This window comes from Neobacillus sp. 204, from assembly GCF_046562815.1.
Lineage (GTDB): Bacteria > Bacillota > Bacilli > Bacillales > Cytobacillaceae > Neobacillus.
Map to the genome: position 1 here is coordinate 132,031 of NZ_JBJORY010000006.1, position 25,331 is coordinate 157,361.

The 25,331-nt window shown below is 38.3% G+C and carries 31 protein-coding genes; 5 read left to right on the plus strand and 26 right to left on the minus strand.

Annotated elements, in window-relative coordinates; genetic code table 11:
- Positions 1-22: 22 nt before the first annotated feature.
- From ACJ004_RS13900 to ACJ004_RS13910, 3 genes are all read right to left on the minus strand, one after another.
- Positions 23-442: a hypothetical protein gene (locus tag ACJ004_RS13900; protein ID WP_410893636.1), complete on the minus strand. Its 420-nt coding sequence runs from the start codon at positions 440-442 to the stop codon at positions 23-25.
- Positions 443-558: 116 nt separating this feature from the next.
- Complete coding sequence (gene scpB, locus ACJ004_RS13905) at positions 559-1,146, minus strand: SMC-Scp complex subunit ScpB (protein ID WP_410893637.1); 588 nt, start codon at positions 1,144-1,146, stop codon at positions 559-561.
- Positions 1,133-1,903: a segregation/condensation protein A gene (locus ACJ004_RS13910; RefSeq protein ID WP_410893638.1), complete on the minus strand. Its 771-nt coding sequence runs from the start codon at positions 1,901-1,903 to the stop codon at positions 1,133-1,135. The genes scpB and ACJ004_RS13910 overlap by 14 nt, the downstream gene beginning before the upstream one ends.
- Positions 1,904-2,111: 208 nt before the next feature.
- Here ACJ004_RS13910 and ACJ004_RS13915 point away from each other — a divergent pair, with 208 nt between their 5' ends.
- Positions 2,112-2,198: a YjcZ family sporulation protein gene (locus ACJ004_RS13915; protein ID WP_283879564.1), complete on the plus strand. Its 87-nt coding sequence runs from the start codon at positions 2,112-2,114 to the stop codon at positions 2,196-2,198.
- 180 nt (positions 2,199-2,378) lie between these two features.
- Complete coding sequence (locus ACJ004_RS13920; RefSeq protein WP_410893639.1) at positions 2,379-2,900, plus strand: DUF309 domain-containing protein; 522 nt, start codon at positions 2,379-2,381, stop codon at positions 2,898-2,900.
- Positions 2,901-2,930: 30 nt separating this feature from the next.
- On the opposite strand, the gene ACJ004_RS13925 is transcribed toward ACJ004_RS13920, so the two are convergent.
- The gene (locus ACJ004_RS13925; protein ID WP_410893640.1) at positions 2,931-3,281 is read right to left on the minus strand and encodes a GNAT family N-acetyltransferase; all 351 of its coding nucleotides are present in this window, start codon (positions 3,279-3,281) and stop codon (positions 2,931-2,933) included.
- Positions 3,282-3,783: 502 nt separating this feature from the next.
- On the opposite strand from ACJ004_RS13925, the gene ACJ004_RS13930 reads away from it, so the two are divergent.
- Positions 3,784-4,647, plus strand: coding sequence for a DUF1002 domain-containing protein (locus ACJ004_RS13930; protein ID WP_410893641.1), 864 nt, complete (start codon positions 3,784-3,786; stop codon positions 4,645-4,647).
- 34 nt (positions 4,648-4,681) lie between these two features.
- On the opposite strand, the gene lysA is transcribed toward ACJ004_RS13930, so the two are convergent.
- The 18 genes from lysA to ACJ004_RS14020 all read right to left on the minus strand — a co-directional run bounded on the left by lysA (position 4,682) and on the right by ACJ004_RS14020 (position 21,019).
- On the minus strand, positions 4,682-5,986 hold the full coding sequence (gene lysA / locus ACJ004_RS13935; RefSeq protein WP_410893642.1) for a diaminopimelate decarboxylase: 1,305 nt from the start codon (positions 5,984-5,986) through the stop codon (positions 4,682-4,684).
- Between the two features lie 158 nt (positions 5,987-6,144).
- Positions 6,145-7,635, minus strand: coding sequence for a spore germination protein (locus tag ACJ004_RS13940; RefSeq protein WP_410893643.1), 1,491 nt, complete (start codon positions 7,633-7,635; stop codon positions 6,145-6,147).
- Complete coding sequence (gene spoVAEA, locus ACJ004_RS13945) at positions 7,622-8,197, minus strand: stage V sporulation protein SpoVABEA (RefSeq protein WP_410893644.1); 576 nt, start codon at positions 8,195-8,197, stop codon at positions 7,622-7,624. The genes ACJ004_RS13940 and spoVAEA overlap by 14 nt, the downstream gene beginning before the upstream one ends.
- Before the next feature lie 50 nt (positions 8,198-8,247).
- Positions 8,248-8,667, minus strand: coding sequence for a stage V sporulation protein AB (locus ACJ004_RS13950; RefSeq protein ID WP_410893645.1), 420 nt, complete (start codon positions 8,665-8,667; stop codon positions 8,248-8,250).
- Positions 8,660-9,280 (minus strand): stage V sporulation protein AA, encoded by a 621-nt coding sequence (locus ACJ004_RS13955; RefSeq protein WP_410893646.1) that lies wholly within the window; start codon positions 9,278-9,280, stop codon positions 8,660-8,662. The genes ACJ004_RS13950 and ACJ004_RS13955 overlap by 8 nt, the downstream gene beginning before the upstream one ends.
- A gap of 110 nt (positions 9,281-9,390) precedes the next feature.
- Positions 9,391-10,149, minus strand: coding sequence for an RNA polymerase sporulation sigma factor SigF (gene sigF, locus ACJ004_RS13960; protein WP_410893647.1), 759 nt, complete (start codon positions 10,147-10,149; stop codon positions 9,391-9,393).
- A gap of 12 nt (positions 10,150-10,161) precedes the next feature.
- Positions 10,162-10,602, minus strand: a complete 441-nt coding sequence (spoIIAB, locus tag ACJ004_RS13965) for an anti-sigma F factor (protein WP_410893648.1) — start codon at positions 10,600-10,602, stop codon at positions 10,162-10,164.
- Positions 10,603-10,953 carry an anti-sigma F factor antagonist gene (gene spoIIAA / locus ACJ004_RS13970; protein ID WP_026563990.1) on the minus strand — a complete coding sequence of 117 codons (351 nt, stop codon included), beginning with the start codon at positions 10,951-10,953 and terminating at the stop codon, positions 10,603-10,605. It abuts the gene before it with no gap.
- A gap of 202 nt (positions 10,954-11,155) precedes the next feature.
- On the minus strand, positions 11,156-12,328 hold the full coding sequence (locus ACJ004_RS13975; protein WP_410893649.1) for a D-alanyl-D-alanine carboxypeptidase family protein: 1,173 nt from the start codon (positions 12,326-12,328) through the stop codon (positions 11,156-11,158).
- Positions 12,329-12,473: 145 nt separating this feature from the next.
- Positions 12,474-13,778, minus strand: a complete 1,305-nt coding sequence (locus ACJ004_RS13980; protein WP_410893650.1) for a pyrimidine-nucleoside phosphorylase — start codon at positions 13,776-13,778, stop codon at positions 12,474-12,476.
- Positions 13,779-13,858: 80 nt separating this feature from the next.
- Complete coding sequence (locus ACJ004_RS13985; protein WP_410893651.1) at positions 13,859-14,680, minus strand: purine-nucleoside phosphorylase; 822 nt, start codon at positions 14,678-14,680, stop codon at positions 13,859-13,861.
- A 15-nt stretch (positions 14,681-14,695) separates the two neighbouring features.
- Positions 14,696-15,880, minus strand: a complete 1,185-nt coding sequence (gene deoB, locus ACJ004_RS13990; RefSeq protein ID WP_410893652.1) for a phosphopentomutase — start codon at positions 15,878-15,880, stop codon at positions 14,696-14,698.
- A gap of 219 nt (positions 15,881-16,099) precedes the next feature.
- On the minus strand, positions 16,100-16,987 hold the full coding sequence (gene xerD, locus ACJ004_RS13995; RefSeq protein ID WP_410893653.1) for a site-specific tyrosine recombinase XerD: 888 nt from the start codon (positions 16,985-16,987) through the stop codon (positions 16,100-16,102).
- 5 nt (positions 16,988-16,992) lie between these two features.
- Positions 16,993-17,220, minus strand: a complete 228-nt coding sequence (locus tag ACJ004_RS14000) for a YqzK family protein (RefSeq protein WP_410893654.1) — start codon at positions 17,218-17,220, stop codon at positions 16,993-16,995.
- 363 nt (positions 17,221-17,583) lie between these two features.
- The gene (gene fur / locus ACJ004_RS14005) at positions 17,584-18,060 is read right to left on the minus strand and encodes a ferric iron uptake transcriptional regulator (RefSeq protein WP_410893655.1); all 477 of its coding nucleotides are present in this window, start codon (positions 18,058-18,060) and stop codon (positions 17,584-17,586) included.
- Positions 18,061-18,178: 118 nt separating this feature from the next.
- Positions 18,179-18,826 carry a stage II sporulation protein M gene (spoIIM, locus tag ACJ004_RS14010; RefSeq protein ID WP_410893657.1) on the minus strand — a complete coding sequence of 216 codons (648 nt, stop codon included), beginning with the start codon at positions 18,824-18,826 and terminating at the stop codon, positions 18,179-18,181.
- A 478-nt stretch (positions 18,827-19,304) separates the two neighbouring features.
- Positions 19,305-20,468, minus strand: coding sequence for an endonuclease Q family protein (locus tag ACJ004_RS14015; RefSeq protein ID WP_410893658.1), 1,164 nt, complete (start codon positions 20,466-20,468; stop codon positions 19,305-19,307).
- Positions 20,465-21,019 carry an NUDIX hydrolase gene (locus ACJ004_RS14020; protein ID WP_410893659.1) on the minus strand — a complete coding sequence of 185 codons (555 nt, stop codon included), beginning with the start codon at positions 21,017-21,019 and terminating at the stop codon, positions 20,465-20,467. Before ACJ004_RS14020 ends, ACJ004_RS14015 begins: the two co-directional genes overlap by 4 nt.
- Positions 21,020-21,090: 71 nt before the next feature.
- Here ACJ004_RS14020 and mciZ point away from each other — a divergent pair, with 71 nt between their 5' ends.
- Together mciZ and ACJ004_RS14030 are read left to right on the plus strand one after the other, a co-directional pair.
- A complete protein-coding gene (mciZ, locus tag ACJ004_RS14025; RefSeq protein WP_410893660.1) occupies positions 21,091-21,222 on the plus strand; it encodes a Z-ring formation inhibitor MciZ in 132 nt (43 codons plus the stop codon).
- A gap of 63 nt (positions 21,223-21,285) precedes the next feature.
- On the plus strand, positions 21,286-22,197 hold the full coding sequence (locus tag ACJ004_RS14030) for an aldo/keto reductase (protein WP_410893662.1): 912 nt from the start codon (positions 21,286-21,288) through the stop codon (positions 22,195-22,197).
- 64 nt (positions 22,198-22,261) lie between these two features.
- Here the strand turns inward: ACJ004_RS14030 and ACJ004_RS14035 are convergent, their stop codons facing one another.
- The 4 genes from ACJ004_RS14035 to ACJ004_RS14050 all read right to left on the minus strand — a co-directional run bounded on the left by ACJ004_RS14035 (position 22,262) and on the right by ACJ004_RS14050 (position 25,224).
- Positions 22,262-22,516 carry a YqkE family protein gene (locus ACJ004_RS14035; RefSeq protein ID WP_410893663.1) on the minus strand — a complete coding sequence of 85 codons (255 nt, stop codon included), beginning with the start codon at positions 22,514-22,516 and terminating at the stop codon, positions 22,262-22,264.
- A gap of 109 nt (positions 22,517-22,625) precedes the next feature.
- Entirely contained in the window at positions 22,626-23,294 is a 669-nt protein-coding gene (locus tag ACJ004_RS14040) for a 3-oxoacid CoA-transferase subunit B (protein WP_410893664.1), read from the minus strand.
- 23 nt (positions 23,295-23,317) lie between these two features.
- Positions 23,318-24,007, minus strand: coding sequence for a CoA transferase subunit A (locus ACJ004_RS14045; protein ID WP_410893665.1), 690 nt, complete (start codon positions 24,005-24,007; stop codon positions 23,318-23,320).
- A 29-nt stretch (positions 24,008-24,036) separates the two neighbouring features.
- Entirely contained in the window at positions 24,037-25,224 is a 1,188-nt protein-coding gene (locus tag ACJ004_RS14050; RefSeq protein WP_410893666.1) for an acetyl-CoA C-acetyltransferase, read from the minus strand.
- Positions 25,225-25,331 lie beyond the last annotated feature (107 nt).

Consider the following 25,331-nt stretch of genomic DNA (forward strand, 5'->3'; position numbering starts at 1 on the left):
TTTTTTACTTCGGTAAGAATACTTATTGTGGCTGCATAATGAATTCAAGCGGAGAACGAAGCTCATATTCTTTCTTTTGATTTAAAGAAAGAAAGATTTCAGGTAATTTATTATAATTGATATCTTGAAAATAAGAAGCAAATTCTTGCTTAGAATTAATATAAATACGTTTCCGACTCCTCAGACCTGGATTTTTCAAGAGACAGACAAGCGCTACAATATCTTTAAAGGCAACTTCCTGATCTTGCTTAACAAAAATTGGGTCTTGCTCGTATGGTGTGAATTCATGGCGAATTTCATCAAAGTATCTTACATATAGAACATGAAGGGTTTTTTCCTCTCCATCTTCATAAAAAGTAATGATACTTCGATTGAAAAAGTCCTCAGAAGTATTTGATTTTTCTTTTTCCAATTCAAACCCTTTACACTCTTTAATTAACAAATTAATTCCACTCCTTGGCCAATGAAAATATGGAAAATAAATCAGTCCAACTCATTGAGAAAGAATTTAATAAACTTAGCTATATTTTATCATAAATTCAAATAAGTATTTGAAAATTAAGAATTAATCGTCTCATTAAATTTCTCAAAAAATAGATCGGCTTCTTCCTGAATAAATTCCTCTTCTGCCTTTTCAGGAAGCTGAGGAAGTTCTTCAATACTTTTGAGCCCAAAGTAATCAAGAAACTCTTTTGTCGTCCCGTATAAAATAGCCCTTCCTGTCCCTTCCGCACGACCAACCTCTTTGATTAACACTTTTGCCATCAGGGTATGCAAAGGTCTTTCTGTTTTGACACCACGAATTTCCTCGATTTCAGCCCGAGTTATTGGCTGTTTATAGGCAATAATCGCTAATGTTTCTAATGCTGCTTGTGACAATGTAGAGGTATGAGGGGAATCCACTAGCTTTTTTAAATACACAGCATTTTCTTTCTTTGTAGCAAGCTGATATGTTCCGGCAAGTTGGACAATCATAATTCCCCTATTGGGATCACCATCATATTCTTTTTTTAGATCCGCAATGATGTCATTGGCTTTTAGTTCACTAACTTCAAGGACCTCTGCAAGTTGTTTCAGTGAAAGTCCTTCATCTCCAGCAGCAAACAAAAGGCTTTCTAGAATACTGTTCCAATTAATGATGTCCAATCATTTCTGCCCCTTTCTTTACAGCTTCAACATAAATATCTCCAAAGTTCTCTTGTTGCTGTGCATCTATCTCTTTTCTTTTAATTAGTTCCAGAACTGCCAAAAAAGTTACCACGATGTGGTCCTTCGTAGGATAAGGAAATAAATCATTAAAGTTTTTCCGTCCTTTAAGCTGTTTTAATTCAACCATAATTTCTGTCATTCTTTTATCAATCGATATTTCTTGTCGTGCAATCTTCGTTGCCATCGGGCGTTGAAGCTTCTTCCGCCTCATTAATTTTTGAAACGCTGCCAGCATATCATATAAAGAAACATTTAGCTCTGTTTTTTCAGGCTGGCTTTCCTTCGTAAACTCGGAGAGATCACTTGGTGGCTTTGTATACATGAGCCCACGTTCCACTTCCATGGATTTTAAGTCATGGGCCGCTTCTTTATACTTTCGATATTCTATCAGGCGCTCAACAAGTTCATCTCTCGGATCTTCTTCATATAACATGTCGGGATCCTCTTGACCCTGAACCTCCTCATGTTTGGGTAAAAGCATTTTACTCTTGATTACGAGTAATGTCGCAGCCATCACCAAAAACTCGCTTGCGACATCTAACTTAAGCTCATTCATGGTCTTTATATACATTAAGTATTGCTCAGTTATTTGGGCAACTGGAATATCATATATATCAATCTCCAGCCCATTAATTAAATGGAGCAACAAATCTAACGGTCCTTCAAATGCATCAATTTTCACTTGATATGGCATTGTACTTCACCAAAATTCTTTAAAAATAAGTTGTTGATTATTCCCTTCGACTATTAATAGTATAGAGGATTAAATAAGGTTATCCAATAGAAAAATCAACTTGGCGTGGGAATATTATCAAATCATGATGTTTGCCCATAACAATGGACAAATCTCCTACATATGATGACAAAGAAAAGAACAAAACATCTTTTAGGAGGTAATGAATATGTCTGATGGATTTGGATCCGGATTTGCGTTAATTGTAGTTCTATTTATCTTGTTAATTATCGTTGGTGCTTCCTGGATTTATTAATTAATCTTGGAAGGCTAAAGGAACTACCTCAAAACCGGTTTCCTAAGGCAGCCATTTTTAGTCAGAACTACTGGCCCCGTCATCCTTGACGGGTTTTTTTATTTACAGGTTACTTAGGTTATTAAGGAATCATTCAACTGTGATAAACTATACCTACATATTTAGTAAGGGGGGAATTGCTTGTACCCGAGCGAGTATATCCAATTTTTAGCCCATTTCCATGGCGACCGTGATTATTTTGAATGCCACGAACTTCTTGAAGACTATTGGAAAAAGACGGATCCAAGAAATAAAGATTCCATTTGGGTTGGTTTAATTTTATTATCCGTGTCTGCTTATCATCATCGTCGTAATAATTTTAGCGGTGCCTTACGAACCTTATTAAAGGCAAGTAAGATTTTTGAATTCCAACCAGATTCTTTGGCTAAACTTGGTATAAATAATATAGAGTTTTTCCAATTATTAAATGAGCAAGTATCCACCCTTCAAAAAGGGGAATCTTATCGAAGCTTTTCCCTGCCAATCTGTGACAAAGCCTTAGCTGAATTGGCAAAAAAGGCATGTGAACAAAAAGGGTTTATGTGGGGAAAAGAAAGTGATTTAACAGATAAACTGCTTATCGACCGTCATAAATTACGTGACAGAACCAGCATAATTGAAGAAAGAAAGCAGTCATTAAAGACGCGAAAAGGCAGCGAATAATTATTATTCACTGCCTTTTTGAATGTAAATCTAGCAAAAATCACATTTTTCGATAAAAGCGGCTGTATTTTCATTAGCAGTAATTTCTTTTTCAGCATACATTTCTTTTAGAGCTTTAACCATTTTTTTACCGATTCCCTGATGCCGATGGGAAGGGTTAACGGAGATATGCAAGATTTCTAAAGAATTGGTATCATTGTGTTTCAAGACACCCAACAGCCCAATGATATCTTCTTCTTTCCAAAGAAATAACTGCCATTGTTCTTCGGTTTCATATTCCTTCATCGTATGCTGCAGCTTTTTTAAATCTTTTTCGCTGGGCATAAAAGACAATAATCCCATGGCTATTTTTTCAAAAGCTTTCTTATAACGAATTAACATTTAGATCCCTCATTATATTAAATAAACCGACTAACTAGATGGTTTAACAATAGTATATTTTTACCAAGTAACTCAATATTAAAACATTATTCATTATATGTAGTGAAAGTTATTATGTTTCATTAATCCCCATGATACATAATTAATAGACATTCATCAATCAAAATTATTATTAGTGTTTCGGTCCGATAAAAATCCAGTAGATAACTCCCCATAAAACGGAGACAGCGATAAGAATACTAAATATAACCCAGTTGCTTCTCTTCATTAAACAGTTTCCTCCAAAAGTAATTTGAAGATGTCTTACTGTCCTACATTCTACACTAAATTACAAGAATAAGCTATTCTACCCACATATTTTGCATTTTTCCGAACAAGATTTATTTTCTATGAAACTTCAAGCTTAATATTTACGTTATAATTATTGAATTCGGTTATATTAATAACAGAATCACAAGTCACAACTTTTCTTGATTACCTGTAGAATTCCGAGGAGGAAACTATGAAAAAAATTCTTATTTACTTCATGTTAGCATTTTTAATTTTCATCCCAGTTCGCACCTTTGCTGATGTAGTTGAAGGTGACATGATTGTTACACTAGGAGAAAATTTAACTGAAGATCAGAAGACGTCACTATTGAGAGAAATGGGTGCCCCTGATGATGTTCAAATCGTTACAGTTTCAAACGCGGAGGAGCACCAATATTTAGGAAAATATGTATCAAAACAGCTAATCGGCACAAAAGCCATTTCATCTTCTGCGATAACCATCCAACCTAAAGGTGCTGGTATCACTGTTGAAACGAAGAATATTAATTGGGTTACGGACGAGATGTACGTCAATGCCTTGATTACGGCAGGGGTTAAAGATGCAAAAATTTATATTACAGCCCCGATTACTGTCTCAGGAACTGCTGCCTTAACAGGAATAATTAAAGCCTACGAGATATCTGCTGATAAAACCATTCCAGAAGAAGTGAAGCAGGCTGCAAACCAAGAAATGGTCGAAACAGCGAAACTAGGTGAATCCATAGGTGATCAGAATGCGGCCGCTTTAATTGCTAAAGTGAAAGAAGAAATTGCTAAAAACAAACCACAAAATGATCAAGAATTACGAAATATTATCGAACAAGCGGCAAATGATTTAAATGTAAAGCTTACTGATGAGGAAATGCAACGGTTAATGGACTTTTTTAACAAACTAAAGGATTTAAACATTGACTGGAACCAAGTTAGCGATCAACTTGACAAGGCAAAAGATCGTATTTCTAAATTTCTAGAATCGGAAGAAGGGCAAGGCTTTTTAGAAAAAGTAAAGCAATTTTTTGCCTGGCTAATTGATACGATTAAATCAATATTTTCATAAAAAAAGCTGCCGCAAAAATTCTGCGGCAGCTTTTTTATTTTAATGGTAAATCATGTTGAATTAAATCCTTATACGTCTCTCTTTTTACTACAAGAGTTGCACTTCCATTTTCTACAAAAACAACAGCTGGCCGTGGGATGCGGTTATAGTTATTTGACATGGAATAGCCATAAGCACCCGTGCAAAAAACGGCAAGAATATCTTCTTCCCCTGCCTCTGGTAACGGTAAATCCCAAATCAACATATCACCTGATTCACAGCATTTCCCAGCAATGGATACCGTTTCTTTCGGATTCGTTAATGGCTTATTCGCAAGAACAGCTTCATATTTCGCCTGATAAAGGGCAGGTCGAATATTATCACTCATACCACCATCTACTGCTAGATACTTTCTAACACCAGGAACTTCTTTGGATGAACCCACTTTATAAAGGGTAATTCCAGCATCGCCGACAAGCGAACGGCCTGGCTCGATCCAAATCTCTGGCATTTTTAAAGAGTAGCTATCCGTTAATTTTTTTACTTCACGAATAATTTCACTCACATATTGAGAAGGTAGGATTGGTTCGTCCTCTTTTGTATAACGGATTCCAAAGCCTCCGCCCAAATTTAATACTTTTGCTTCAAAGGAAAGCTCCTTTTTCCAAGCTTCCATCTTTTCAACTATCTTTTTGGCTGCTAATAAAAATCCAGTGGTTTCAAAAATTTGCGATCCAATATGACAATGGAGTCCAAGCACTTCAAAATTTTCGTTTTGCAAAGCCTGTTTTAATGCCTGTTCCGCTTGTCCATTTTGTAGATCAAACCCAAATTTTGAATCCTCTTGCCCAGTTAAAATGTAATCATGTGTATGTGCTTCGATACCTGGAGTAACTCGCAGCAGGATGTTAACATGGGCATTTTTCCCCTTTGAAATGGTTTTCAAAAGGTCCAATTCAAAAAAATTATCCACAACAATGCAGCCAATTTCATGCTCCAATGCCATTTCTAATTCTTCTCTGCTTTTATTGTTTCCATGAAAATGAATTCGGTCGACAGGGAACCCTGCAGCAATAGCAGTATATAATTCACCGCCCGAAACTACATCAAGTGACAACCCCTCTTCCTCAGCGAGCTGAATCATTGCAATGGTTGAAAAGGCTTTACTAGCATAGGCAACCTGCGCCTTGATTTCTTGTTCATCAAATGCCTGTTTAAAAGACCGTGCCCTATCGCGCATTAACGCTACATCATATACATAAAGGGGAGTTCCAAATTCCTTCGTCAACTCAACAGAATCGACTCCACCAATTTCTAAATGACCGTTCTTGTTTACACCTGTTGTCCCGTAAAAATACATACCCTTCCCTCTCCCCCAAACACTTACTATAGTTTATGCGGACAATCATAAAAGATAATAATAAATAGACAGAATCTCCAAAAGATACTGCCTATTTTTCATTCTTTATCCCTTTATTTAATTAAAAACACTTTAGCATATCTGCTAAAAAAGTGCAATTATTTCTCGTTAGCTTTCGGCGGCTGCCGGTATCGGTTCCTAGGATGGACAATACTTGGTCTGAGAATGGACCCAGGTATTGCTCTGCGCACAATGATTTGTAAAAATCCTTTTGGTTCAAAAGGAAGGAATGGCCAAAGGTATGGTGTATTAAGGGCCCGCATTTTAACAAGGAAAAGAAAGAATACTGTCGCCCCAATGACAAATCCAGGAAGATGAAATAACGATACCAGAATTAACAGTGTCAATCGACCAATTTTGTTTGCTACACTTAATTCATAACTAGGAGTTGTAAAAGAGCCTATCCCTGCAACAGCTACATATAAGATTACCTCCGGAACAAACAGGCCAACGCTAATTGCTATCTGTCCAATTAATACGGCTGCAATTAAACCCATTGCTGTCGAAAGCGGCGTAGGTGTATGAATGGCCGCCAATCGTAAAAACTCAATCCCAAAATCAGCCAAAAATATTTGAACAATAATTGGAATATTGGTCTGTTCATTTGGTCCAATAAATGAGAGTTTTTCAGGTAATAAGGAAGGTTCTAATACAAATAACATCCATAATGGAAGTAGCATAATTGATGTTATAACACCTAAAAACCGTGTCCAGCGTACGAACGTTCCCATCGCAGGAGATTCACGAAACTCTTCTGCATGCTGTAAATGATGAAAAAAAGTCGTAGGAGTGATTATAACACTTGGGGAGGTGTCAACATAAATAACAACATGTCCTTCGAGAAGATGAGTTGCAGCAATATCAGCACGCTCCGTATATCTTACCAGCGGAAATGGATTCCATCCCTGTTTCAGGATGAATTCTTCAATTGTTTTATCGGCCATCGGAATACCATCTGTTTTAATCCCTTGAATTTCTTTACGGATAACATTTACCATATCTGGATCTGCAACATCTTCTAAATAACCTAAAGCTACATCTGTCTTTGACCGTTCTCCTACCTTTAGCATTTCAAAGCGCAGACGTTCATCTCGAATTCTCCGTCTTGTTAATGCTGTATTCAAAATAATATTTTCAACAAATCCATCCCGGGAACCTCTAACTACCTTTTCTGTATCAGGTTCTTGAGGCTGCCTTCCTGGATAGCTTCTTACATCAATGATAAAAGCTGTGTTTTGCCCTTCCATGACAACAGCAATTAATCCGGACAAAACCTTATCGACAATGAGATCAAGTGTGGTAACTCGGTCAACCGATTGATTAACTAGTCTATTTTCAACAACCTTAAAGAGATCGGTTGATAATTTTTCATGGTCATTGATTTCAACTAATTCTTCGATTATTTCAATAATGAAGCGAGTATCACACAAACCATTTACATAGTAGATATGTACATCTTTTTTGAGGATTTTTAATTTCCTGATGCCAAAATCAAAGCTTTTCCCAAGACCAACCCGCTGTTTCATATAATTTTCTATTTCAGTTACAGATTCCGGGACAGGCCATTTTTGTTCATTACTTCTTGACATGGAAGCCACTCCTTTCAAGTATAAGCTCCACTGCTTTTTTCGTTATCGGGGAACCATTTTTGTAGGAATCATGTCTGGACATCTTGCCAATATCGCCAATTCCTACGATGATTGGTACCTCTAATTCATCAAGGCAGTATACTGTATCACCATTTATTCTCCCGACTTCAAGCTCAGCTATACCAAATTTATCTACTCCATATGGAGTTAAATTTCCATCTCGATCGATACTTACATCTACCCTTGACCATTCTTCATGCCTTGACTTTGCGGCAACGGCTATGATGCCTAAGACTTCAATTTCTTCATGTCGAGCGACATATTTCAAAGCGTTCTCACCAGCACCTTCACCAACTATGCCACTATCATCAAACATCACTAATACAGGATCGTGAGGGGTTTTTTTTATTAATTGGATGATTTTTTCACCAGTTAATGTCGACGGATTCCCTTGGGAACTCGAAATACATCTGCCGCCTATTTCTCTAGCAACATGCTCCACAGCTCTCTTTGCATATTCATCACCGTCAGTAATTAAAATAACACGCCTCCGAATGCTCATTGTGTGATGTCCTTTCTTTGCGCAAGTTCTAGACTTTTTTTCAAAAAGTTCTAATGGTGAACAAAATAAACCCATTGAAAGATAGAACCAAAAATTTTCCCTAATACGATTGCCATTATTAATATGACAATCTCACCATCCAATCGGACTCTTTTCGCAAGAATAGGCAGAACGTTTAATACCTCAGTGAGGGCTGCAGCTAACATGCCATAAAAAATTCCACCTGTCATTCCTAAAATAATTAATGGAAAGGACGGAATATGTAAAACAGGATCTCTAAGACTCGCTCCTACCCCGGTGAGTGCCCCTAGAACCACTGCCCATTCATAGTGCTGAATCATTTTCATTGTTTTGCTAAGTTGCGTCAACCTAGGGATGATCCCTAATACCGTTAGAAAGGCCACAAAACCAGAACCCACTGCTAGTCCACTTGCTAATCCTAAAAAAAGGATAGCTATTATTTTAATCATCACTGATTTTTTTCATACTTTCTTTATTTTCATGGATAATTACGTAATTATCTAAATCCATTTGATAATTAAACATTTCTACCTCTAGTGGACTGGGTTCATCATTTATACGTTTCTTAAAAAAATGATTAAAAAAAAGAATCATTCCCATGCCTAACCCAATTGAATAGGGAATTTGGAACAGTAATGGTTTTGTTTCTTTTTTTCCAGTAATGATCGTATATAATTTTTCTTGTACACTTTTCATACTTACATCATCATGAAAATTCATAATCGCCATGGCTGAACCAAAAAATAAGAGAAACCATATTAAAAGGAAAAAAGGAAGGGAAACTCCCTTTTTCTTATAAGTGACTTCAATAATGGTTTGGGCTGGGCCAATCGTTTGAACTTCCATTTCTCCAAATTCGCTTTTAATTAAGTGGATTACTTTCATAACATCTATGATGACTATATTCTGGTCTGTATCTGTTAATTGGTGTATCATCATAGTTTGTAACGGTGAAAGAACTTCATCTGGGGCAATGACTTGGGCAATATCTTTTAACAATACTTTTTCTTCAGGCGGAGCCTGGACACGATTCCGCATGCGGATGTATATTGTTTCTTCCAAAACATTCACTTCCCACACAATGATTTCCTGTATAAATAGTATGAGTAATAAGTACTTTTTTCATTAAAGCCAAAAAATACCATGAAATTCGAAACAAAAAACCGTATGGATCACAGATCCATACGGCCTTTCATTTGCTGCAATATTTTTTTCTCAAGTCTTGATACTTGGACTTGGGATATACCAAGCCTAAGAGCAACTTCGGATTGTGTTTGGTCCTTATAATACCTTAAATAGACTATGAGTCGTTCACGCTCATCTAATTCTCGGATGGCTTCCTTTAGTGCTATTTTATCAAACCATTTTCCCTCATTGCCATCGTCAATTTGGTCAAGTAATGTAATAGGATCTCCATCATTTTCATATACAGTTTCATGAATAGAAGAAGGTGTTCTGCTAGCTTCTTGAGCGAGTATGACATCCTCTGGTGTGAGTTCAAGATGTGCTGATATCTCGTTAACGGTTGGTATTCTGCCAAGCGTCTTCGATAATTCGTCTTTAGCTTTTCGAATTTTGTTTCCCATTTCTTTCAATGACCGGCTAACCTTAACGGTTCCATCATCACGGATAAATCGCTGGATTTCACCAATAATCATCGGGACTGCATACGTCGAAAACTTTACATCGTAGGAAAGGTCAAATTTATCCACCGATTTTAATAACCCAATACATCCAATTTGGAAAAGGTCATCAGGGTCATACCCTCGATTAAGAAACCGTTGGACAACAGACCAAACAAGACGCATATTTTTTTCAACGATTAAATCCCTTGATTCTTGGTCCCCATCTTGGCTCTTTTTGATGAGCTCTTTTACTTCATTGTCCTTTAAATATGTTTGACCTTTATCATTCTTAACCTCCACATCCATCGGCAAGTCTCCTTAATTGCAAAGCATTTTGCGATTTTGTAAATGCTTTCGTAATCTAACTTCGGTTCCTCGACCTGGCTGTGAATGAACCTCTACCTCATCCATGAAATTCTCCATGATAGTAAAACCCATACCGGAACGCTCTAAGTCCGGTTTTGTTGTAAATAATGGCTGACGAGCTTCTTCCACATCTACAATTCCCAATCCAACATCTTTAATTGATAGATCAATTAAACTATCTTCGATGATTACTTGAATATAAACAATTCCATTCGGATCATTTTCATAACCATGAATAATCGCATTGGTCACTGCTTCTGATACTACTGTTTTTATTTCTGTCAATTCATCCATATTAGGGTCTAACTGGGCAATAAATGCTGCCACGGTTACTCGAGCAAATGACTCATTTTGACTTAATGCACTGAATTGAAGATTCATTTCATTCTTCACTCAGGCCACCCCCAATCTTTGCAATGCAAATTCTTCTGTCGGTTCCATTTTTATAATCTTAAATAAACCTGACATATCGAATAATCTTTGTATCGCGGGGGAAATTGCACATACCACCATTTCACCGTGGACTTGTTTAATTTGTTTGTATCTGCCTAATATTACGCCTAAACCTGAACTGTCCATAAAAGCTAGATGTTCCAGATTTAAGACGATATGACGAATTTCATTTTTTTCAATAACGGTTATCGCTTTTTCGCGAAGCTCATCCGCGGTGTGATGGTCTAGTTCACCGCTTAAACGAATACATAGAACATCATGTTTTGTTTCCATATCAATATTAAGACTCACTATTCCGTCCTCCTTAATCTGGTATAGTGAGACAATTCTCTATCGGCGTATTAATATCCTTCTGCAAATACAAAACTAGTCGTATTTCGCTAAAAGAAGTGGTGTATCTAGAAGATTCGACACATTGAAAAGCGGAAGCGCCCGTTTAGTGAAGTCCACTAGTCAGTGGGCGCTGGAGCTAGACAAAAAGAGGAAACGTCCGTTATTTACCGGCCTTTGTAAACATTCCAAATGAACGTTTATAAAGGGTCCACCATCCTGCTTCTTTTACACTTTCACGTGCTAATAAAGGACTTTCTACAAAGACTTTTCCATCTTTGATTAATTTAATAGTTCCTATTTTGTCGCCTTTATTAATCGGCGCTTTCAAATTTTTATTAATAGTTATCTTTTGTTTGACATTCTCAGTTTTTTCACCTTTTTTCGTAAGCAAAGAAATCGGCTCGCTTGTAACCGCTTCGATAGACTTTACCTGTCCTTTACTTATTCTTGCTTTTGCTAGTGTCTGAGCGCGTTTATACATCGGATGTGTTTGGTATTGATTAAAAGCATAATTAAGCATTTTTGTTACTTGGGCATTTCTTTCCTTTGAAGTAGGTGCTCCGAACACAACAGCAATGACACGCATCCCATTCTTTTGGGCTGTTGCTGTTAAGCAGTACTTTGCTTCCGCTGTAAAGCCGGTTTTTAATCCATCCACACCAGGGTAAAATCTCACTAATTTATTGGTGTTAACAAGCCAGAATTTTTTGTCTGTATTTTCACGAAGATACGCTTCGTACATACCTGTAAATTTCGTAATGTCTTCATATTTTAATAGTTCTTTCGCCATAATAGCCATATCACTTGCAGTGCTGAAATGACCACTAACAGGAAGTCCCGTTGTATTTTTAAAGAAAGTATGTTTTAAACCTAGTTCTTTAACTTTATCATTCATCATGTCAACAAATGCTTCTTCTGAGCCGGCAATCCTTTCGGCCATAGCAACAGAAGCATCATTCCCTGATCCAATCGCAATTCCTCTTAACATTTCCTTGGTGGTCATTTCTTCTCCAGGTTCAAGAAAAATTTGTGAACCACCCATCGAGGCAGCATACTCACTTGCACGGATTTTTTCATTCCAAGTGAGTTTTCCTTGATCAATTGCTTCCATAATTAAAAGCATTGTCATAATCTTGGTCATACTTGCTGGTGGTAACTCTTCATTACTGTTTTTGTCATATAGGACTTTTCCAGTATCACGTTCAATTAAAATAGCGGATTTCACATTGTCGACGATATCAGAATTCTTCTTTTCTTCAGCAGCAAATGCTGATGAACTCCATAAACTTGTAAGTAAAAAAATTGTCACTATCAAAGAGACAAATCGTTTCATTCGCATAACCCTCCATTCTTTATAGCATCCATTTTTTCCAAAATTAATAACTTTATACAGGTATTTCCTCCTGAACAAAATAAAAATAGGGTGTCAGGCACCATGTGAATTTTTCACATGGTGCCTGACACCCTTTAGCATTACTTTATTCGGTTATTTCTCCATGAATGAGGATGGGTGCGTCTATTTTTGTTGCCGAAATTTTAATGTTGTTGTACAGTCTTGTTTTTACTTCTTCTACATTTTCGAAATTGCTGTAAATCGTTACTAAGGATTCACCTTTGCTGACTTGGTCACCGATTTTCTTTCTTAAGACAAGCCCCACTGCTAAATCAATGACTGATTCCTTTGTTGCTCTTCCTGCTCCAAGGATCATTGCCGCTGTACCAACTTCATCTGCAACAATTTCAGATACATAGCCATCCTCTTTAGCCTCAAGTTCAATGATATATTTTGCTTGCGGCATTTTCGAAGGATCATCGACAATTGACGCATCTCCACCTTGAGAACTTAAAAATACTTTTAATTTTTCAAGCGCTGAACCGTCTTTAATTACACCCTCAAGCTTGGTACGTGCTTCTGCTAATGAGTCAGCCTTTTCTGCTAAATAAACCATATGGCTGCCTAGAGTTAAACAAAGTTCCGTTAAATCTTCTGGACCTTCACCTTTTAATGTATCAATTGCTTCTTTTACTTCAAGGGCATTCCCAATCGCAAAACCAAGCGGTTGACTCATGTCAGAAATAACAGCCATTGTTCTTCTGCCCACATTATTTCCAATCCGTACCATTGCTTTTGCAAGTTCGCGGGAATCATCAAGTGTCTTCATAAATGCACCTGCACCGGTTTTCACATCAAGAACAATAGCATCAGCACCAGCTGCAATCTTTTTACTCATGATTGAACTTGCGATTAGTGGAATACTATCCACTGTTGCTGTCACATCTCTCAAGGCATAAAGCTTTTTATCTGCAGGAGTTAAATTTCCACTTTGTCCAATTACAGCGATCTTGTTTTTATTTACAAGGTCAATAAATTCTTCATTCTCAATCTCAACATGGAAGCCTTTTACCGCTTCTAATTTATCAATTGTACCTCCAGTATGACCTAAGCCTCGCCCTGACATCTTTGCAACAGGGACATCAAGTGCAGCAACAAGTGGCCCTAATACTAGAGTTGTTGTGTCACCTACACCGCCGGTAGAATGTTTGTCAACTTTAATTCCTTCAATTTGCGATAAATCAATTTGGTCACCTGATTCAACCATTGCCATGGTTAAATCGGCTCTTTCCTGCTCAGTCATGCCTTTAAAAAAGATAGCCATCGTTAAGGCGCTAACTTGATAATCTGGGATCGATCCATCGGTATAACCATTTATAATGAATGTAATTTCATCTTTTGTTAATTCCTGTCCATCTCTTTTTTTCTCTATTAAGTCTACCATTCTCATCATAATCACCACTTTACGAAAATTTCCTACATCAGAATTTATTTTTTTCCACTTTACTAACTGTCTAGCTTCCGCTTTTCTTATTTAGCGATTGTTTTTACTATTTCTTTTATATATTGAAGGAAGTCAGCTTTTACTCTTTCGGTTGTTTCAATAACTTCATCATGGGTAAGTGGTTGGTCAAGAATACCTGCTGCCATGTTCGAAATGCATGAAATACCAAGAACCTTCATTCCACTGTGACGGGCAACGATTACCTCGGGGACTGTAGACATTCCGACCGCATCTCCGCCCATTGCTCGAACCATCCGTATTTCAGCAGGTGTTTCATAAACTGGCCCAGGATTTCCGAAATAGACTCCTTCCTTAACATTGATGTTTAAGCGACTGGCAATTTCCCTTGCAGCAGCTCGTAATTCTTTCGTATACGCTTCTGACATATCAGGGAAACGTACACCAAGCTTGGAATCATTTGGTCCGATTAACGGATTTGTGCCCATATTATTAATATGATCTGAAATGATCATTAAATCGCCTGCAGAGAAGCTCTCATTAACTCCGCCTGCAGCATTGGTCACGATTAACATGTCAACGCCCAACTCTTTCATGACGCGTACAGGGAAGGTTACCTTTTCCATACTATATCCTTCATAGAAATGGAAACGTCCTTGCATGGCAACAACTTCTACACCACTTAATAATCCAAACACCAGTTGACCAGCATGGCCTTCAACAGTAGAAATAGGGAAGTCTGGAATCTCGTTGTAAGGAATTTTTACTGGGTTCGCAATTTCATCCGCTAGTACTCCTAGCCCAGAACCTAAAATTAGTCCTATTTTAGGTGTATTTGCATATTTCTGTTTTAAAAAACTTGAAGCATTTTGAATTTTTTCCGTGTTCATTCTTAATCCCCCTTGTTATTTCAATTCATTTAAAAAGCTTTTTCCATAGTTAGGTAATTTAACATTGAAGTTTTCTGCAACGGTTGCACCTAGGTCAGCAAAAGTCTCTCGTAGTGGGAGTTCTTTCCCTTCGCTCATGCTCTTTGAATAAACTAATAAAGGTACATATTCACGTGTATGATCCGTACCTGGTGCTACTGGGTCATTTCCGTGGTCGGCTGTAATCATTAGTAAATCGTCTTCTCTCAATTTAGCAAACACTTCAGGGAGTCGAGCATCGTACTCTTCCAATGCTTTTCCATAGCCTTCAGGATCACGGCGGTGTCCATATAATGCATCAAAATCAACCAGATTTACGAAACTAATTCCTGTGAAATCCATATCTAAGGTTTCCACTAGCTTATCCATTCCATCCATATTAGACACTGTTCTCAAGGATTGAGTTACGCCTTCTCCATCATAAATATCGGATATTTTCCCGATCGCAATGACATCGAAGCCACCATCTTTTAATTCACTCATAACCGTCCGGTCAAATGGTTTAAGTGCGTAATCGTGTCGGTTCGAAGTACGTTTAAAGTCCCCTGGTTCACCTAAGAATGGGCGGGCAATGACACGCCCAACCATATACTTTTCATCAAGCGTTAATTCACGGGCGATTTTACAAATTTTGTACAGCTCTTCAAGTGAAATGATTTCTTCATGCGCTGCAATTTGAAGAACCGAGTCAGCAGAAGTATAGACAATCAATGCCCCAGTCTTCATATGCTCTTCGCCCAACTCTACGAGAATTTCTGTTCCGCTTGCAGGCTTATTTCCAATAATTTTCCGACCTGTGCGCTTTTCTAATTCCGAAAGAAGCTCCTCAGGAAATCCGTCTGGGAATACCCGGAATGGGGTTTGAATATTTAAACCCATAATTTCCCAATGTCCTGTCATGGTATCTTTACCGTTTGAGGCCTCCATCATTTTAGTATAAAAAGCTAACGGTTTATCTGCTTTTTCTATCCCTTTTACTTCACGGATATTACTTAATCCCAACTTGCCCATATTTGGCATGTTTAGACCGTTCATTCTTTCCGCAATATGACCAAAAGTATCTGCACCTTTGTCACCAAACTTCTCTGCATCTGGTGCTTCCCCAATCCCGACCGAATCCATAACGATAATAAAAATACGCTTATATGTATTTGCAGCCATTCAATTCTTCCTCCTTCTTCACTAGAAAACGTTTGCAAATATGAAAATCATACAAATATGTTGCCCTCATTATATAGGTTTATGAAAACTAATATAAATCTATTCGTCAGAAGTCTGACATCTCTATTGTACTAAATGTTTCAGAAATTACAAGAAAAAAAGCCACCAAAATTCAGGCAGCTTTGTGACAATTATATGTTTTTTTATACTTTGATTCTATTAAGCTCGTGGATGAAATTTACTATATACATCTTTTAACTTTGTTTTTGTTACCTGAGTATATATCTGTGTTGTTGAGATATCTGCATGACCTAACATTTCTTGGACTGCTCGTAAATCAGCCCCGTTTTCTAACAAATGCGTTGCAAATGAATGTCGAAGGGTATGTGGTGTAAGCTCCTTATCTATACCGGCTTCTTTCGTAAGCTTTTTCAAAATTTTCCAAAATCCTTGGCGAGTCAACCGTTTCCCCTGATGGTTTAAAAACAAAGCCTGTTCCTGATGTTTTGTGGAAACAAAACGGGGTCTTCCTTCTTCTAGATACTGCTTTATCGCAACAGAGGCTGCACGTCCAATTGGAATGATTCTTTCTTTATTCCCGATGCAGCGAACAAATCCCATCGATAATTGCACATTATCAATCTCAAGACCTATTAGTTCACTAACACGGATACCGGTCGCATATAGCAGTTCAAGCATCGCCTTGTCCCTAATTCCAAAATGATCATGTGGCTTTGGTGCGTCCAATAGAACTTCTACTTCCTTCAAACTCAATACATTGGGAAGTGACCTTTCATGCCTTGGTGTTTCAATTTGAACGGAAGGATCTTGGTCAGTTTCCTTTGCCCTTAATAAAAATTGATGAAATGCCCGTACGGAAGCGATGTGTCTTGCCAAGGTTTTCTGTGATTTCCCTTGTTCTTTTAAAAATTTTAAAAAATGAACGATATGTACACGTTGTACATCATTTAAAGAATGGATAGATTCCACATTAATCAAATAATGAAGATAGCTTTTTAAATCCCGCTCATACGCCATAATTGTGTTATTGGATAAACCTTTTTCAACGATTAAGTATTGCATAAAATTCTTTAATTGCTCGTCCATCGCATTTACTCCCCATTTAAATAAAACAACATCAGCCGATCTAACAAGGAAGAATTATCCTCATTTACTGCGTTGGAAACCTTGAGCGCAGCCCCTTCCGGTTCATCATAGCGATGATAATTTTGGTATTCTTCATTTACCAACATGATACCATAATAAAAAAGAATCGTGCATCCTGTGAATATAATAAAAACTTTTAACGTTTTTAGTGCTGCTTTAATAAATAAGATCATCCTGCTTCCCCCAATTTCCAATCGTCTAGTAAAATGTATGCCAAAATGGACGATTTTTATACCTAGTCATTGGTAATAAAGGAGAAGCTCTAAATAAATGTAACTTAACTAAGGCTGTTTTTAAAGATGGTCGCTATTTAGCCCGCAGCCCGAATACACTTCGCTTTCCGCGGGTGAGCTGTGAGCCTCCTCGCTCGTACCTCGCTGTGGGGTCTCACCCTGCTCACTTTTCCCGCAGGAGTCTTCGTGTATTCGGGCTGCTCAGTACTTCTACCATGTTTTTCATCTTATTTCAAGAACAACAAACTTTTAGAAAACACCCAAGTAAAAGAAAAAAAGCCCATTTCACGGAGCTTCTTTTGGTTAGTCTTCTTTTTCTTTTTCTTTTTCTTCGTCTTTCTCTTTATCCTGGCATCGGTAACAGATCCCATGAAAAGTAAGGCGATGGTCTTTTATTTTAAAATTCCATTTATGTTCTACAACTGCTTCCACATCTTCAAGTAAATCCTCTTGAATTTCATCAACGGCACCGCATTCAATACAAACAAGATGGTGATGAAAATGTGCTGCACCTTCCTGCCTGAGGTCATAACGGGAAACCCCATCCCCAAAATTTATTTTATCAACAATTTTTAATTCCGTTAATAATTCCAACGTTCGATAAACGGTTGCTAAACCAATTTCAGGCGATTTTTCTTTTACGAGGAGGTATACATCTTCTGCACTTAAATGATCCTCTTCATTTTCTAATAAAACTCGAACGGTTGCCTCACGCTGAGGTGTTAGTTTATAACTTGCTGAATGCAACTGTTTTTTTATTCTCTCAATTCTAGTTTCCATCCTGAAGTCCCTCCCTCGCCACTGTTAATTCTCATTATAACAGATGGCAATTGAGAATCAAAATAAAATTATTATAAATAACAATAAACCAATAATAATAACTAATATTATATAGTAATTATTTTAAACTCGTTGAACTTATGATGGTTTTCATTAACCATGGTGAAAGATACGCTTCGATGCCGGATGCTGCCGATATAAATAACACGGCAATAATCAACGCGACAATGTATCTCTTAAAAAAAGGTAAGATTGGCTGGGCATATTTTTTCATAAACTGTTTTTTTATCATTCGGAGTGAGAAAATTACTGATAATGCTGCCATCAGTATGAAGACAGGAATGATAATCAAATTCTGGGGTAAAATTGATACAAAGGCAAGCATAAACCCCTGCCAGCCCATTTGGCTGACAAGAAAACCAACGGTAAACCCTACCACCATTCCTTTAATAAATAATAGAATGAGAATGACCGGGAGACCGATAATTGAAATACCAAGGATCCACATGAGCCCTATAAACTTACTATTATGGAATAAGCTTTGTAAGAATAAATTATTGTCCTCAGCATCTTTCCCACTCGAGACTTGTCCAAAAAATTGTGATAAATAGTAGAATAAATCTTCTTTCTGGATAATGCTCATACTGTTTACGACAATTGCCCCGAAGATTACTCCCATTAAAAATAAGACGACAATAAACAAAAAAATTGAGGAATGCTCACGGAAATAACTAGCGGCATCGGACTGGTACAATCGTTTTTTCATTTGCGTATCCTCCTACTATTCTCAGTTCAGTTAATACATTGTATGCCAGTCTAGTATTTCTATGCTCAAAATTTAATAGATTACATTTTTCTCGACCACAATTCTGTTAAAAAGGTCAGGTATGATGGATTTTTCAAACTGGAGTCGTTGGACATGGTTATTGACGACTGGTACTGTCAAAAAAGTGTGGGGATGGTCGCCAATAAGGGTTATTGACGACCGGTACTGTCAAAAATGTGTAGAGATGGTCGCCAATAGGGGCTATTGACGACCGGTACTGTCAAAAATGTGTAGGGATGGTCGTCAATAGGGGCTATTGACGACCGGTACTGTCAAAAATGTGTAGGGATGGTCGTCAATAGAGCGTATTGACGACCGGTACTGTTAAAAAAGTGTAGAGATGGTCGCCAATAGGGGCTATTGACGACCGGTACTGTCAAAAAAATTTAGATACGGTAGTCAATACGGGATATCTTTTTTAATCTGAAATTTTTCCGTATTTCCCACCGCCGCCGGCTGCTAGATTTACTTTACCCTCTCTAGCTTTCAGGATCAGGTCGGCGATTTTTGTTGGGACAACCTCTTTCAAACCTTCATATGGAACATCATGCAAAATCGCCATTTCACTGCCAAAGTGATCGACCAACTTCTCAAGTAAACGAGGCCCTAAGCCAGGGATAAACTCTAACGGAACTTGGTGGATATATGGCGGACGGTCTTTTGGGCTTTGCTCGGCTGTTTTCAGCTCAAGGATCCTGTCCGCTACACCTTTAATAATCTTTGTGTTTCCACATAGGGTGCATATTTGATCGTCGTTGGCTGCAGGATTAAGGCATTCTGCACAAACTGTTTTATGATATTTACCAAGTAATGGATCAAGACCATAATTTGCGATAATTCTCCGTCCCTCTTCCTTCTTTAGGGCCTTTTTCAACTCTAAAAATGTTGGTTCCTTCATCGTGATGACTTGGTATTCTCGGGCAATTTTTGCAAGCGAATGGGCATCAGAATTCGTCACAAAGGTATAATCATGTAATTCCTTGATTTGGTCCGCCATATAAGTATCTGAGCTTAATCCAAGTTCAATCGCATCAATCAATTCTGGGTCTAATACTTCAGTTAATGAACGATTGACACCTTTCCCATACAAGCTTTTAAAAGGCGTGAATACATGGGCAGGAATGAAGATTCCCCCAAACTCTTTAACCTTCTTTTGTAAAGTTAGGCCCGAGGCATAAATCCTTTGTGAGCTTAGTTGAATATTTTTTAAGTGGCCCGACAGCCACGAGGAGAACTCCCTCATGATGGAAAGATTAGGAAAATACGTAAGCAAATGGATTGGGCCATTACATTGCTGATCGTAAATCTCTAATTCTGAACCAGGAATAACGGTTAAATCACCAAATACCAAGCCCCCCTCTGGATGTTCCACAATATCTCCACTTTGAATAAGACTTTCCATTTCAAGGATGACTTCAGGTGAATGACTATCTATGATTCCCACCATATTAAGCCCCTTCTCATGTCGAGCATGTTCAATGATATTCGTAAACGTTAGTGACTTGGCCCCAGTGATTTTTACCGGCTTTCCTGTCCAGGTCCGGCCAATATGAATATGTAAATCTACATAGTAGCGATTCATTTATTTTTCAACGCCTCTTGTAACTGTAAATACTGCACTGCAAAAATCGTTTTAGCATCATAAATCTTTTGCTCTTTCACATATTGAACAGCTTCTTCAAGCGTTAATTCCTCAAGATTCACAAACTCGTCTTCATCGAGTGCGGCTGCATTTTCTTTTTTAGTTAACCCTGTTGCTACATAAACATGAACGATTTCATCGGCAAATCCCGGGGAAGTATAAAATGAGGTAAGCCATTCTAGGCTATCGCACTCATATCCCGTCTCTTCTTCAAGTTCACGGCGTGCACAAAGCGCAGGTTCTTCTCCTTTTTCCAGCTTTCCGGCGGGGATTTCAACAATTGTGCGTTCCAGTGCTTTCCTGTATTGCTCGACCATAACGACTTTCTTGTCGTCAGTAATCGCTAAAATAGCGACAGCCCCGGGATGCTTAATGATCTCCCGTTTGGATTGTTTCCCGTTTGGAAGTTCGACATCCTGTAAATGAAGACTGATTACTTTTCCTGTGAAAATTTCTTCGCTCTGGAGCGTTTTTTCTTCGAGATTGCTCATAAGGGTCACTCCTGTTCTATTCCTATAATCTGCTCATACATTTTAGCATACTTTAATTGGAGGGGTATGGGATGAAGGTGTATGTTCACGAAAAGGGAATCCTTCTTGTTGGAAAAGGATGGGAAATAGTTCAGAAACTAAAAGAATATAACAAAGATCATCTCACCGTTTCCGACTGGGTTGAAAAGGTCAATCAAAAATAAAGCCTTTCAATTGTAGTCTGTCCTTTTCTTTATTAAAATTATAGAAAAAGGACGGGTGATATTTTGAAAAAGAGAAGACTAGGAAATTCAGATTTATATGTAACGGAATTAGGGCTTGGTTGTATGTCAATTGGAACCGAGGAGAAAACAGCTAGAAAAATTATTGAAGCCTCACTTGAGGAAGGAATCAATTATTTTGATACGGCAGATTTATATGATTTTGGTGAAAACGAAAGAATTGTTGGCACAGCATTAAAGGATATACGTGAAAATGTGATTATTGCCACCAAAGTTGGGAACCGCTGGAGTCAAGATAAGAAAGGATGGTCATGGGACCCGTCGAAGTCATATATAAAGGAAGAGGTCAAACAAAGTCTTAAACGACTGGGTACAGACTATATCGATCTCTATCAGCTGCATGGCGGTACAACCAATGATCCAATTGAAGAAACCATTGAGGCGTTTGAAGAATTAAAAGCGGAAGGCTTTATTCGCTATTACGGTATTTCATCGATTCGCCCGAATGTCATTAGGGAATACGTTAAAAAGTCTAGTATTGTATCTGTAATGATGCAATATAGTATTTTAGACCGCCGCCCTGAAGAAGAAGCACTACCGCTTTTGCAAGAACATCGCGTTAGTGTTGTGACCCGCGGACCGCTCGCAAAAGGGCTTTTAAGTGATAAAATGCTGAAGAAGGTAACGGATAAGGGTTATCAAGACTACAGTTTAAATGAGTTGAATGAAGTCTTGCCAGTATTAAAGGAAAAGGTAGCAGCCTCACGCTCCTTTACCCAGATAGCCCTTCAGTATAATCTCGCAAACCCTGCTGTTGCCTCTGTTGTAGCCGGGGCAAGCAGTCCAGAGCAAATTAGGAATAATGCGAAAGCCGTCAGAAATCAGCCATTGTCTGATGCAGAAGTTTCAATCATTAAAGTATTAACGAAGGCCAACACCTATCAAGAGCACCGATAATAGTTACCAAAAAAGGAGAGCCCATTCTGCTCTCCTTTTGTTATTTTTACCCTTCGTACCGACATTATTTAAATTCCTTCCAGTTCATGCCGTTCTCATTTAATAGTTCTTCAAAAGATTTGTTTTTTTCTTTTAATCTTCTTTCTTCCCGCTTTCTTTGCTCTTCTTCCTCTTTTCTTCTTTCTTCTGCTGCTTTGAGCTGTTCCTTTTGTTCTTTTAATTGTTTAAATAAATGGGGATTAATCATATCGCCAAGCGTTACCGCTGAATCATCCTTTTTGGGTTTCGATTGAGTTTTTTGTCTGTTTTGCTTTTTCATTCAAAACGCCTCCGTAGTTAAAATTTCATTTTTATTATACCATGTCATCAATAATGCCCACAGAAAAAAGCAGGCTATCTGATTCTGTCAGCCTGCTCTTCATGCGATTTTAATAAGCTTCAATTTTTACGTTTTCATCCACAGATAGTATGGCTTCCGTAGAATTGACAACTTCCTCGATTGTAAATCCTTTTGCTAATTCCACAAGCTTTAGTCCATTGTCTGTTACATCCATGACAGCACGTTCGGTAATAATCCGATTGACTACCCCTTTACCTGTTAAAGGCAGCGTGCATTGTTTCAATATTTTTGATTCACCTTTTTTATTGACATGCTCCATGATCACAATTATTTTCTGAGCACCATGAACAAGATCCATCGCGCCACCCATGCCTTTAATCATCTTCCCTGGAATCATCCAATTCGCTAAATCGCCAGTTTCGGATACTTCCATCCCACCAAGGATTGCCAAATTTACATGTCCGCCCCGAATCATCGCAAACGATTCGGCGCTATCGAAATAGGCTGCACCACTAATCGCCGTAACGGTCTCTTTACCAGCATTGATTAAATCGGGGTCCACCTCATCCACACTAGGATAGGGCCCGATGCCAAGAAGACCATTTTCAGATTGCAAGACAACTTGTTTATTAGCTGACATATAATTCGCAACGAGGGTTGGCATACCTATTCCTAGGTTTACATAAAAACCGTTTTCTATTTCTTTCTCTGCCCTGATTGCAATTCTCTCTCTGACAGAGAGTATTTCATTCGTCATTTTTCTCTCTCCCTTCCCCCAAACTATTTTTTCACAGTTAATCTCTCAATTCGTTTTTCCTGCGTTCCTTCTATCATTGTTTGCACGTAGATACTTGGGGTATGAATAAAATTAGCATTCAATTCGCCGATTTCATAAAGTGTCTCCACTTCAGCAATTGTCACTTTTCCAGCCGCCGCAATCATTGGATTAAAGTTTCGTGCCGTCTTGTGGTAAACAAGATTTCCCATCTTATCACCCTTCCACGCCCTCACCAGACTAAAATCGGCAGTTAGTGCCTCTTCCAGCAGGTATTCTCTTCCGTTAAAAATCTTTGTTTCTTTCCCTTCAGCAATCGGTGTTCCTACTCCAGCAGGTGTATAAAATGCAGGAATCCCAGCTCCCCCAGCCCTGATTTTTTCAGCGAGTGTGCCTTGAGGCGTCAATTCCACTTCAAGTTCCCCAGTTAATACCTGTCTCTCAAACTCTTTATTCTCACCGACATAGGATCCAATCATCTTTTTGATTTGTTTATTATTTAATAAAAGTCCTAAACCCCATTCATCAATCCCGCAGTTATTTGAAATAACAGTTAAATCCTTCACGCCTTTTTCAGCTAAGGCAAGAATCAGATTCTCCGGTATTCCGCACAACCCAAATCCACCAACCATTAAGGTAGCCCCATCATGTATTCCGGAAACTGCTTCCTGGAAGGATGTACAAATTTTCTTCATATCGTTTACACCCCTTAAATTAATGATTCTTATGCTAGTTCAACGATTGTAGCGACCCCTTGCCCTCCGCCAATACAAAGAGTTGCCAAACCAGTCTTCGCATTTCTTCGTTTCATTTCATGAATTAGCGTAACCAAGATTCTCGCTCCACTTGCCCCGATTGGATGGCCAAGAGCAATGGCTCCTCCATTTACGTTTAAAATGTCTTTATTAAACTGAAGCTCCCGGCCTACTGCTAGTGATTGCGCCGCAAAAGCCTCATTTGCTTCTATCAAGTTAACATCTTCCATAGAAACGGATGCCTTTTCTAGTACTTTTCTTACTGCTGGGACGGGGCCGATCCCCATAATACTTGGATCAACACCTGCATTAGCATTCGCCTTTATCGTCACTAAAGGTGTAAGTCCTAGTTCCTCTGCCTTTTTCTTACTCATAACGACAACTGCGGCTGCGCCATCATTAATTCCAGAAGCATTTCCTGCTGTCACACTGCCATCTCTTTTAAAGGCAGGGCGCAGTCCAGCCAATTTTTCCACCGTGGTTCCTTTTTTCGGATACTCATCTGTAGCAAAGATTAACGGGTCACCTTTCCGTTGTGGAATAACCACTGGGACAATTTCATCTTTAAATCTTCCTGTTTCAATGGCATTGACTGCCTTCTCCTGACTCCAAGCGGAGAATTCATCCTGCTCTTCTCTTGTAATCGAGTATTTGCTTGCCAAGTTTTCTGCCGTAATCCCCATATGATAGTCGTTAAACACACAAGTGAGGCCGTCAAATGTTAACGTATCAACTAATTTCTGATCCCCCATTTTAAAACCATCGCGGGCATTCTTTAACAGGAAAGGTGCTTGGCTCATATTTTCCATTCCGCCAGCAACGACTATTTCTGCATCCCCAGCCAATATAGCCTGGGTCGCTAAGTGGACTGCCTTTAAACCGGAACCACAAACTTTATTAATCGTCATCGCGGAAACGCTTTCAGGAATTCCCGCATTAATGGCTGCCTGCCTTGCCGGATTTTGGCCCAGTCCTGCTTGGAGGACATTCCCCATAATAACCTCATCGATTTGATCCGGATTTACCCCTGCCCCTTCAAGGGCCCCTTTGATAACTGTCGCTCCTAATTCAGGTGCAGATACATTTTTTAAGGTCCCATTAAAATTTCCAAGGGCCGTACGAACTGCACTGACAATGACTACTTCCGTTTGACTCATTTTTGTTTCTCTCCTTCACCTTTTTTCCTTTACTATTTCTATTAAAATGCAGAAAATCCTCTTATTTTGTCAAAATTTCTATTATTCTTGCTTTTTTTAAATTAACG

Bases quoted from the DNA above. Each gene is read 5' to 3' on its own strand.
- ACJ004_RS13930 (WP_410893641.1), top strand. From the start codon at position 3,784: ATGAAAAAAATTCTTATTTACTTCATGTTAGCATTTTTAATTTTCATC.
- ACJ004_RS14040 (WP_410893664.1), bottom strand. From the start codon at position 23,294: ATGACGAATGAAATACTCTCTGTCAGAGAGAGAATTGCAATCAGGGCA.
- ACJ004_RS13915 (WP_283879564.1), top strand. From the start codon at position 2,112: ATGTCTGATGGATTTGGATCCGGATTTGCGTTAATTGTAGTTCTATTT.
- ACJ004_RS14020 (WP_410893659.1), bottom strand. From the start codon at position 21,019: ATGAGCAATCTCGAAGAAAAAACGCTCCAGAGCGAAGAAATTTTCACA.
- ACJ004_RS13950 (WP_410893645.1), bottom strand. From the start codon at position 8,667: ATGATTAAAATAATAGCTATCCTTTTTTTAGGATTAGCAAGTGGACTA.
- lysA (WP_410893642.1), bottom strand. From the start codon at position 5,986: ATGTATTTTTACGGGACAACAGGTGTAAACAAGAACGGTCATTTAGAA.
- ACJ004_RS14035 (WP_410893663.1), bottom strand. From the start codon at position 22,516: ATGAAAAAGCAAAACAGACAAAAAACTCAATCGAAACCCAAAAAGGAT.
- ACJ004_RS13940 (WP_410893643.1), bottom strand. From the start codon at position 7,635: ATGTCAAGAAGTAATGAACAAAAATGGCCTGTCCCGGAATCTGTAACT.
- deoB (WP_410893652.1), bottom strand. From the start codon at position 15,880: ATGGCTGCAAATACATATAAGCGTATTTTTATTATCGTTATGGATTCG.
- ACJ004_RS14015 (WP_410893658.1), bottom strand. From the start codon at position 20,468: ATGAATCGCTACTATGTAGATTTACATATTCATATTGGCCGGACCTGG.
- sigF (WP_410893647.1), bottom strand. From the start codon at position 10,149: ATGGATGTGGAGGTTAAGAATGATAAAGGTCAAACATATTTAAAGGAC.
- fur (WP_410893655.1), bottom strand. From the start codon at position 18,060: ATGGAAACTAGAATTGAGAGAATAAAAAAACAGTTGCATTCAGCAAGT.
- xerD (WP_410893653.1), bottom strand. From the start codon at position 16,987: ATGGACGAGCAATTAAAGAATTTTATGCAATACTTAATCGTTGAAAAA.
- ACJ004_RS13925 (WP_410893640.1), bottom strand. From the start codon at position 3,281: ATGTTAATTCGTTATAAGAAAGCTTTTGAAAAAATAGCCATGGGATTA.
- spoVAEA (WP_410893644.1), bottom strand. From the start codon at position 8,197: ATGAGCATTCGGAGGCGTGTTATTTTAATTACTGACGGTGATGAATAT.
- ACJ004_RS13910 (WP_410893638.1), bottom strand. From the start codon at position 1,903: ATGCCATATCAAGTGAAAATTGATGCATTTGAAGGACCGTTAGATTTG.
- ACJ004_RS14045 (WP_410893665.1), bottom strand. From the start codon at position 24,007: ATGAAGAAAATTTGTACATCCTTCCAGGAAGCAGTTTCCGGAATACAT.
- ACJ004_RS13975 (WP_410893649.1), bottom strand. From the start codon at position 12,328: ATGAAACGATTTGTCTCTTTGATAGTGACAATTTTTTTACTTACAAGT.
- spoIIM (WP_410893657.1), bottom strand. From the start codon at position 18,826: ATGAAAAAACGATTGTACCAGTCCGATGCCGCTAGTTATTTCCGTGAG.
- ACJ004_RS13985 (WP_410893651.1), bottom strand. From the start codon at position 14,680: ATGAACACGGAAAAAATTCAAAATGCTTCAAGTTTTTTAAAACAGAAA.
- ACJ004_RS13980 (WP_410893650.1), bottom strand. From the start codon at position 13,778: ATGAGAATGGTAGACTTAATAGAGAAAAAAAGAGATGGACAGGAATTA.
- ACJ004_RS14000 (WP_410893654.1), bottom strand. From the start codon at position 17,220: ATGATCTTATTTATTAAAGCAGCACTAAAAACGTTAAAAGTTTTTATT.
- mciZ (WP_410893660.1), top strand. From the start codon at position 21,091: ATGAAGGTGTATGTTCACGAAAAGGGAATCCTTCTTGTTGGAAAAGGA.
- ACJ004_RS14050 (WP_410893666.1), bottom strand. From the start codon at position 25,224: ATGAGTCAAACGGAAGTAGTCATTGTCAGTGCAGTTCGTACGGCCCTT.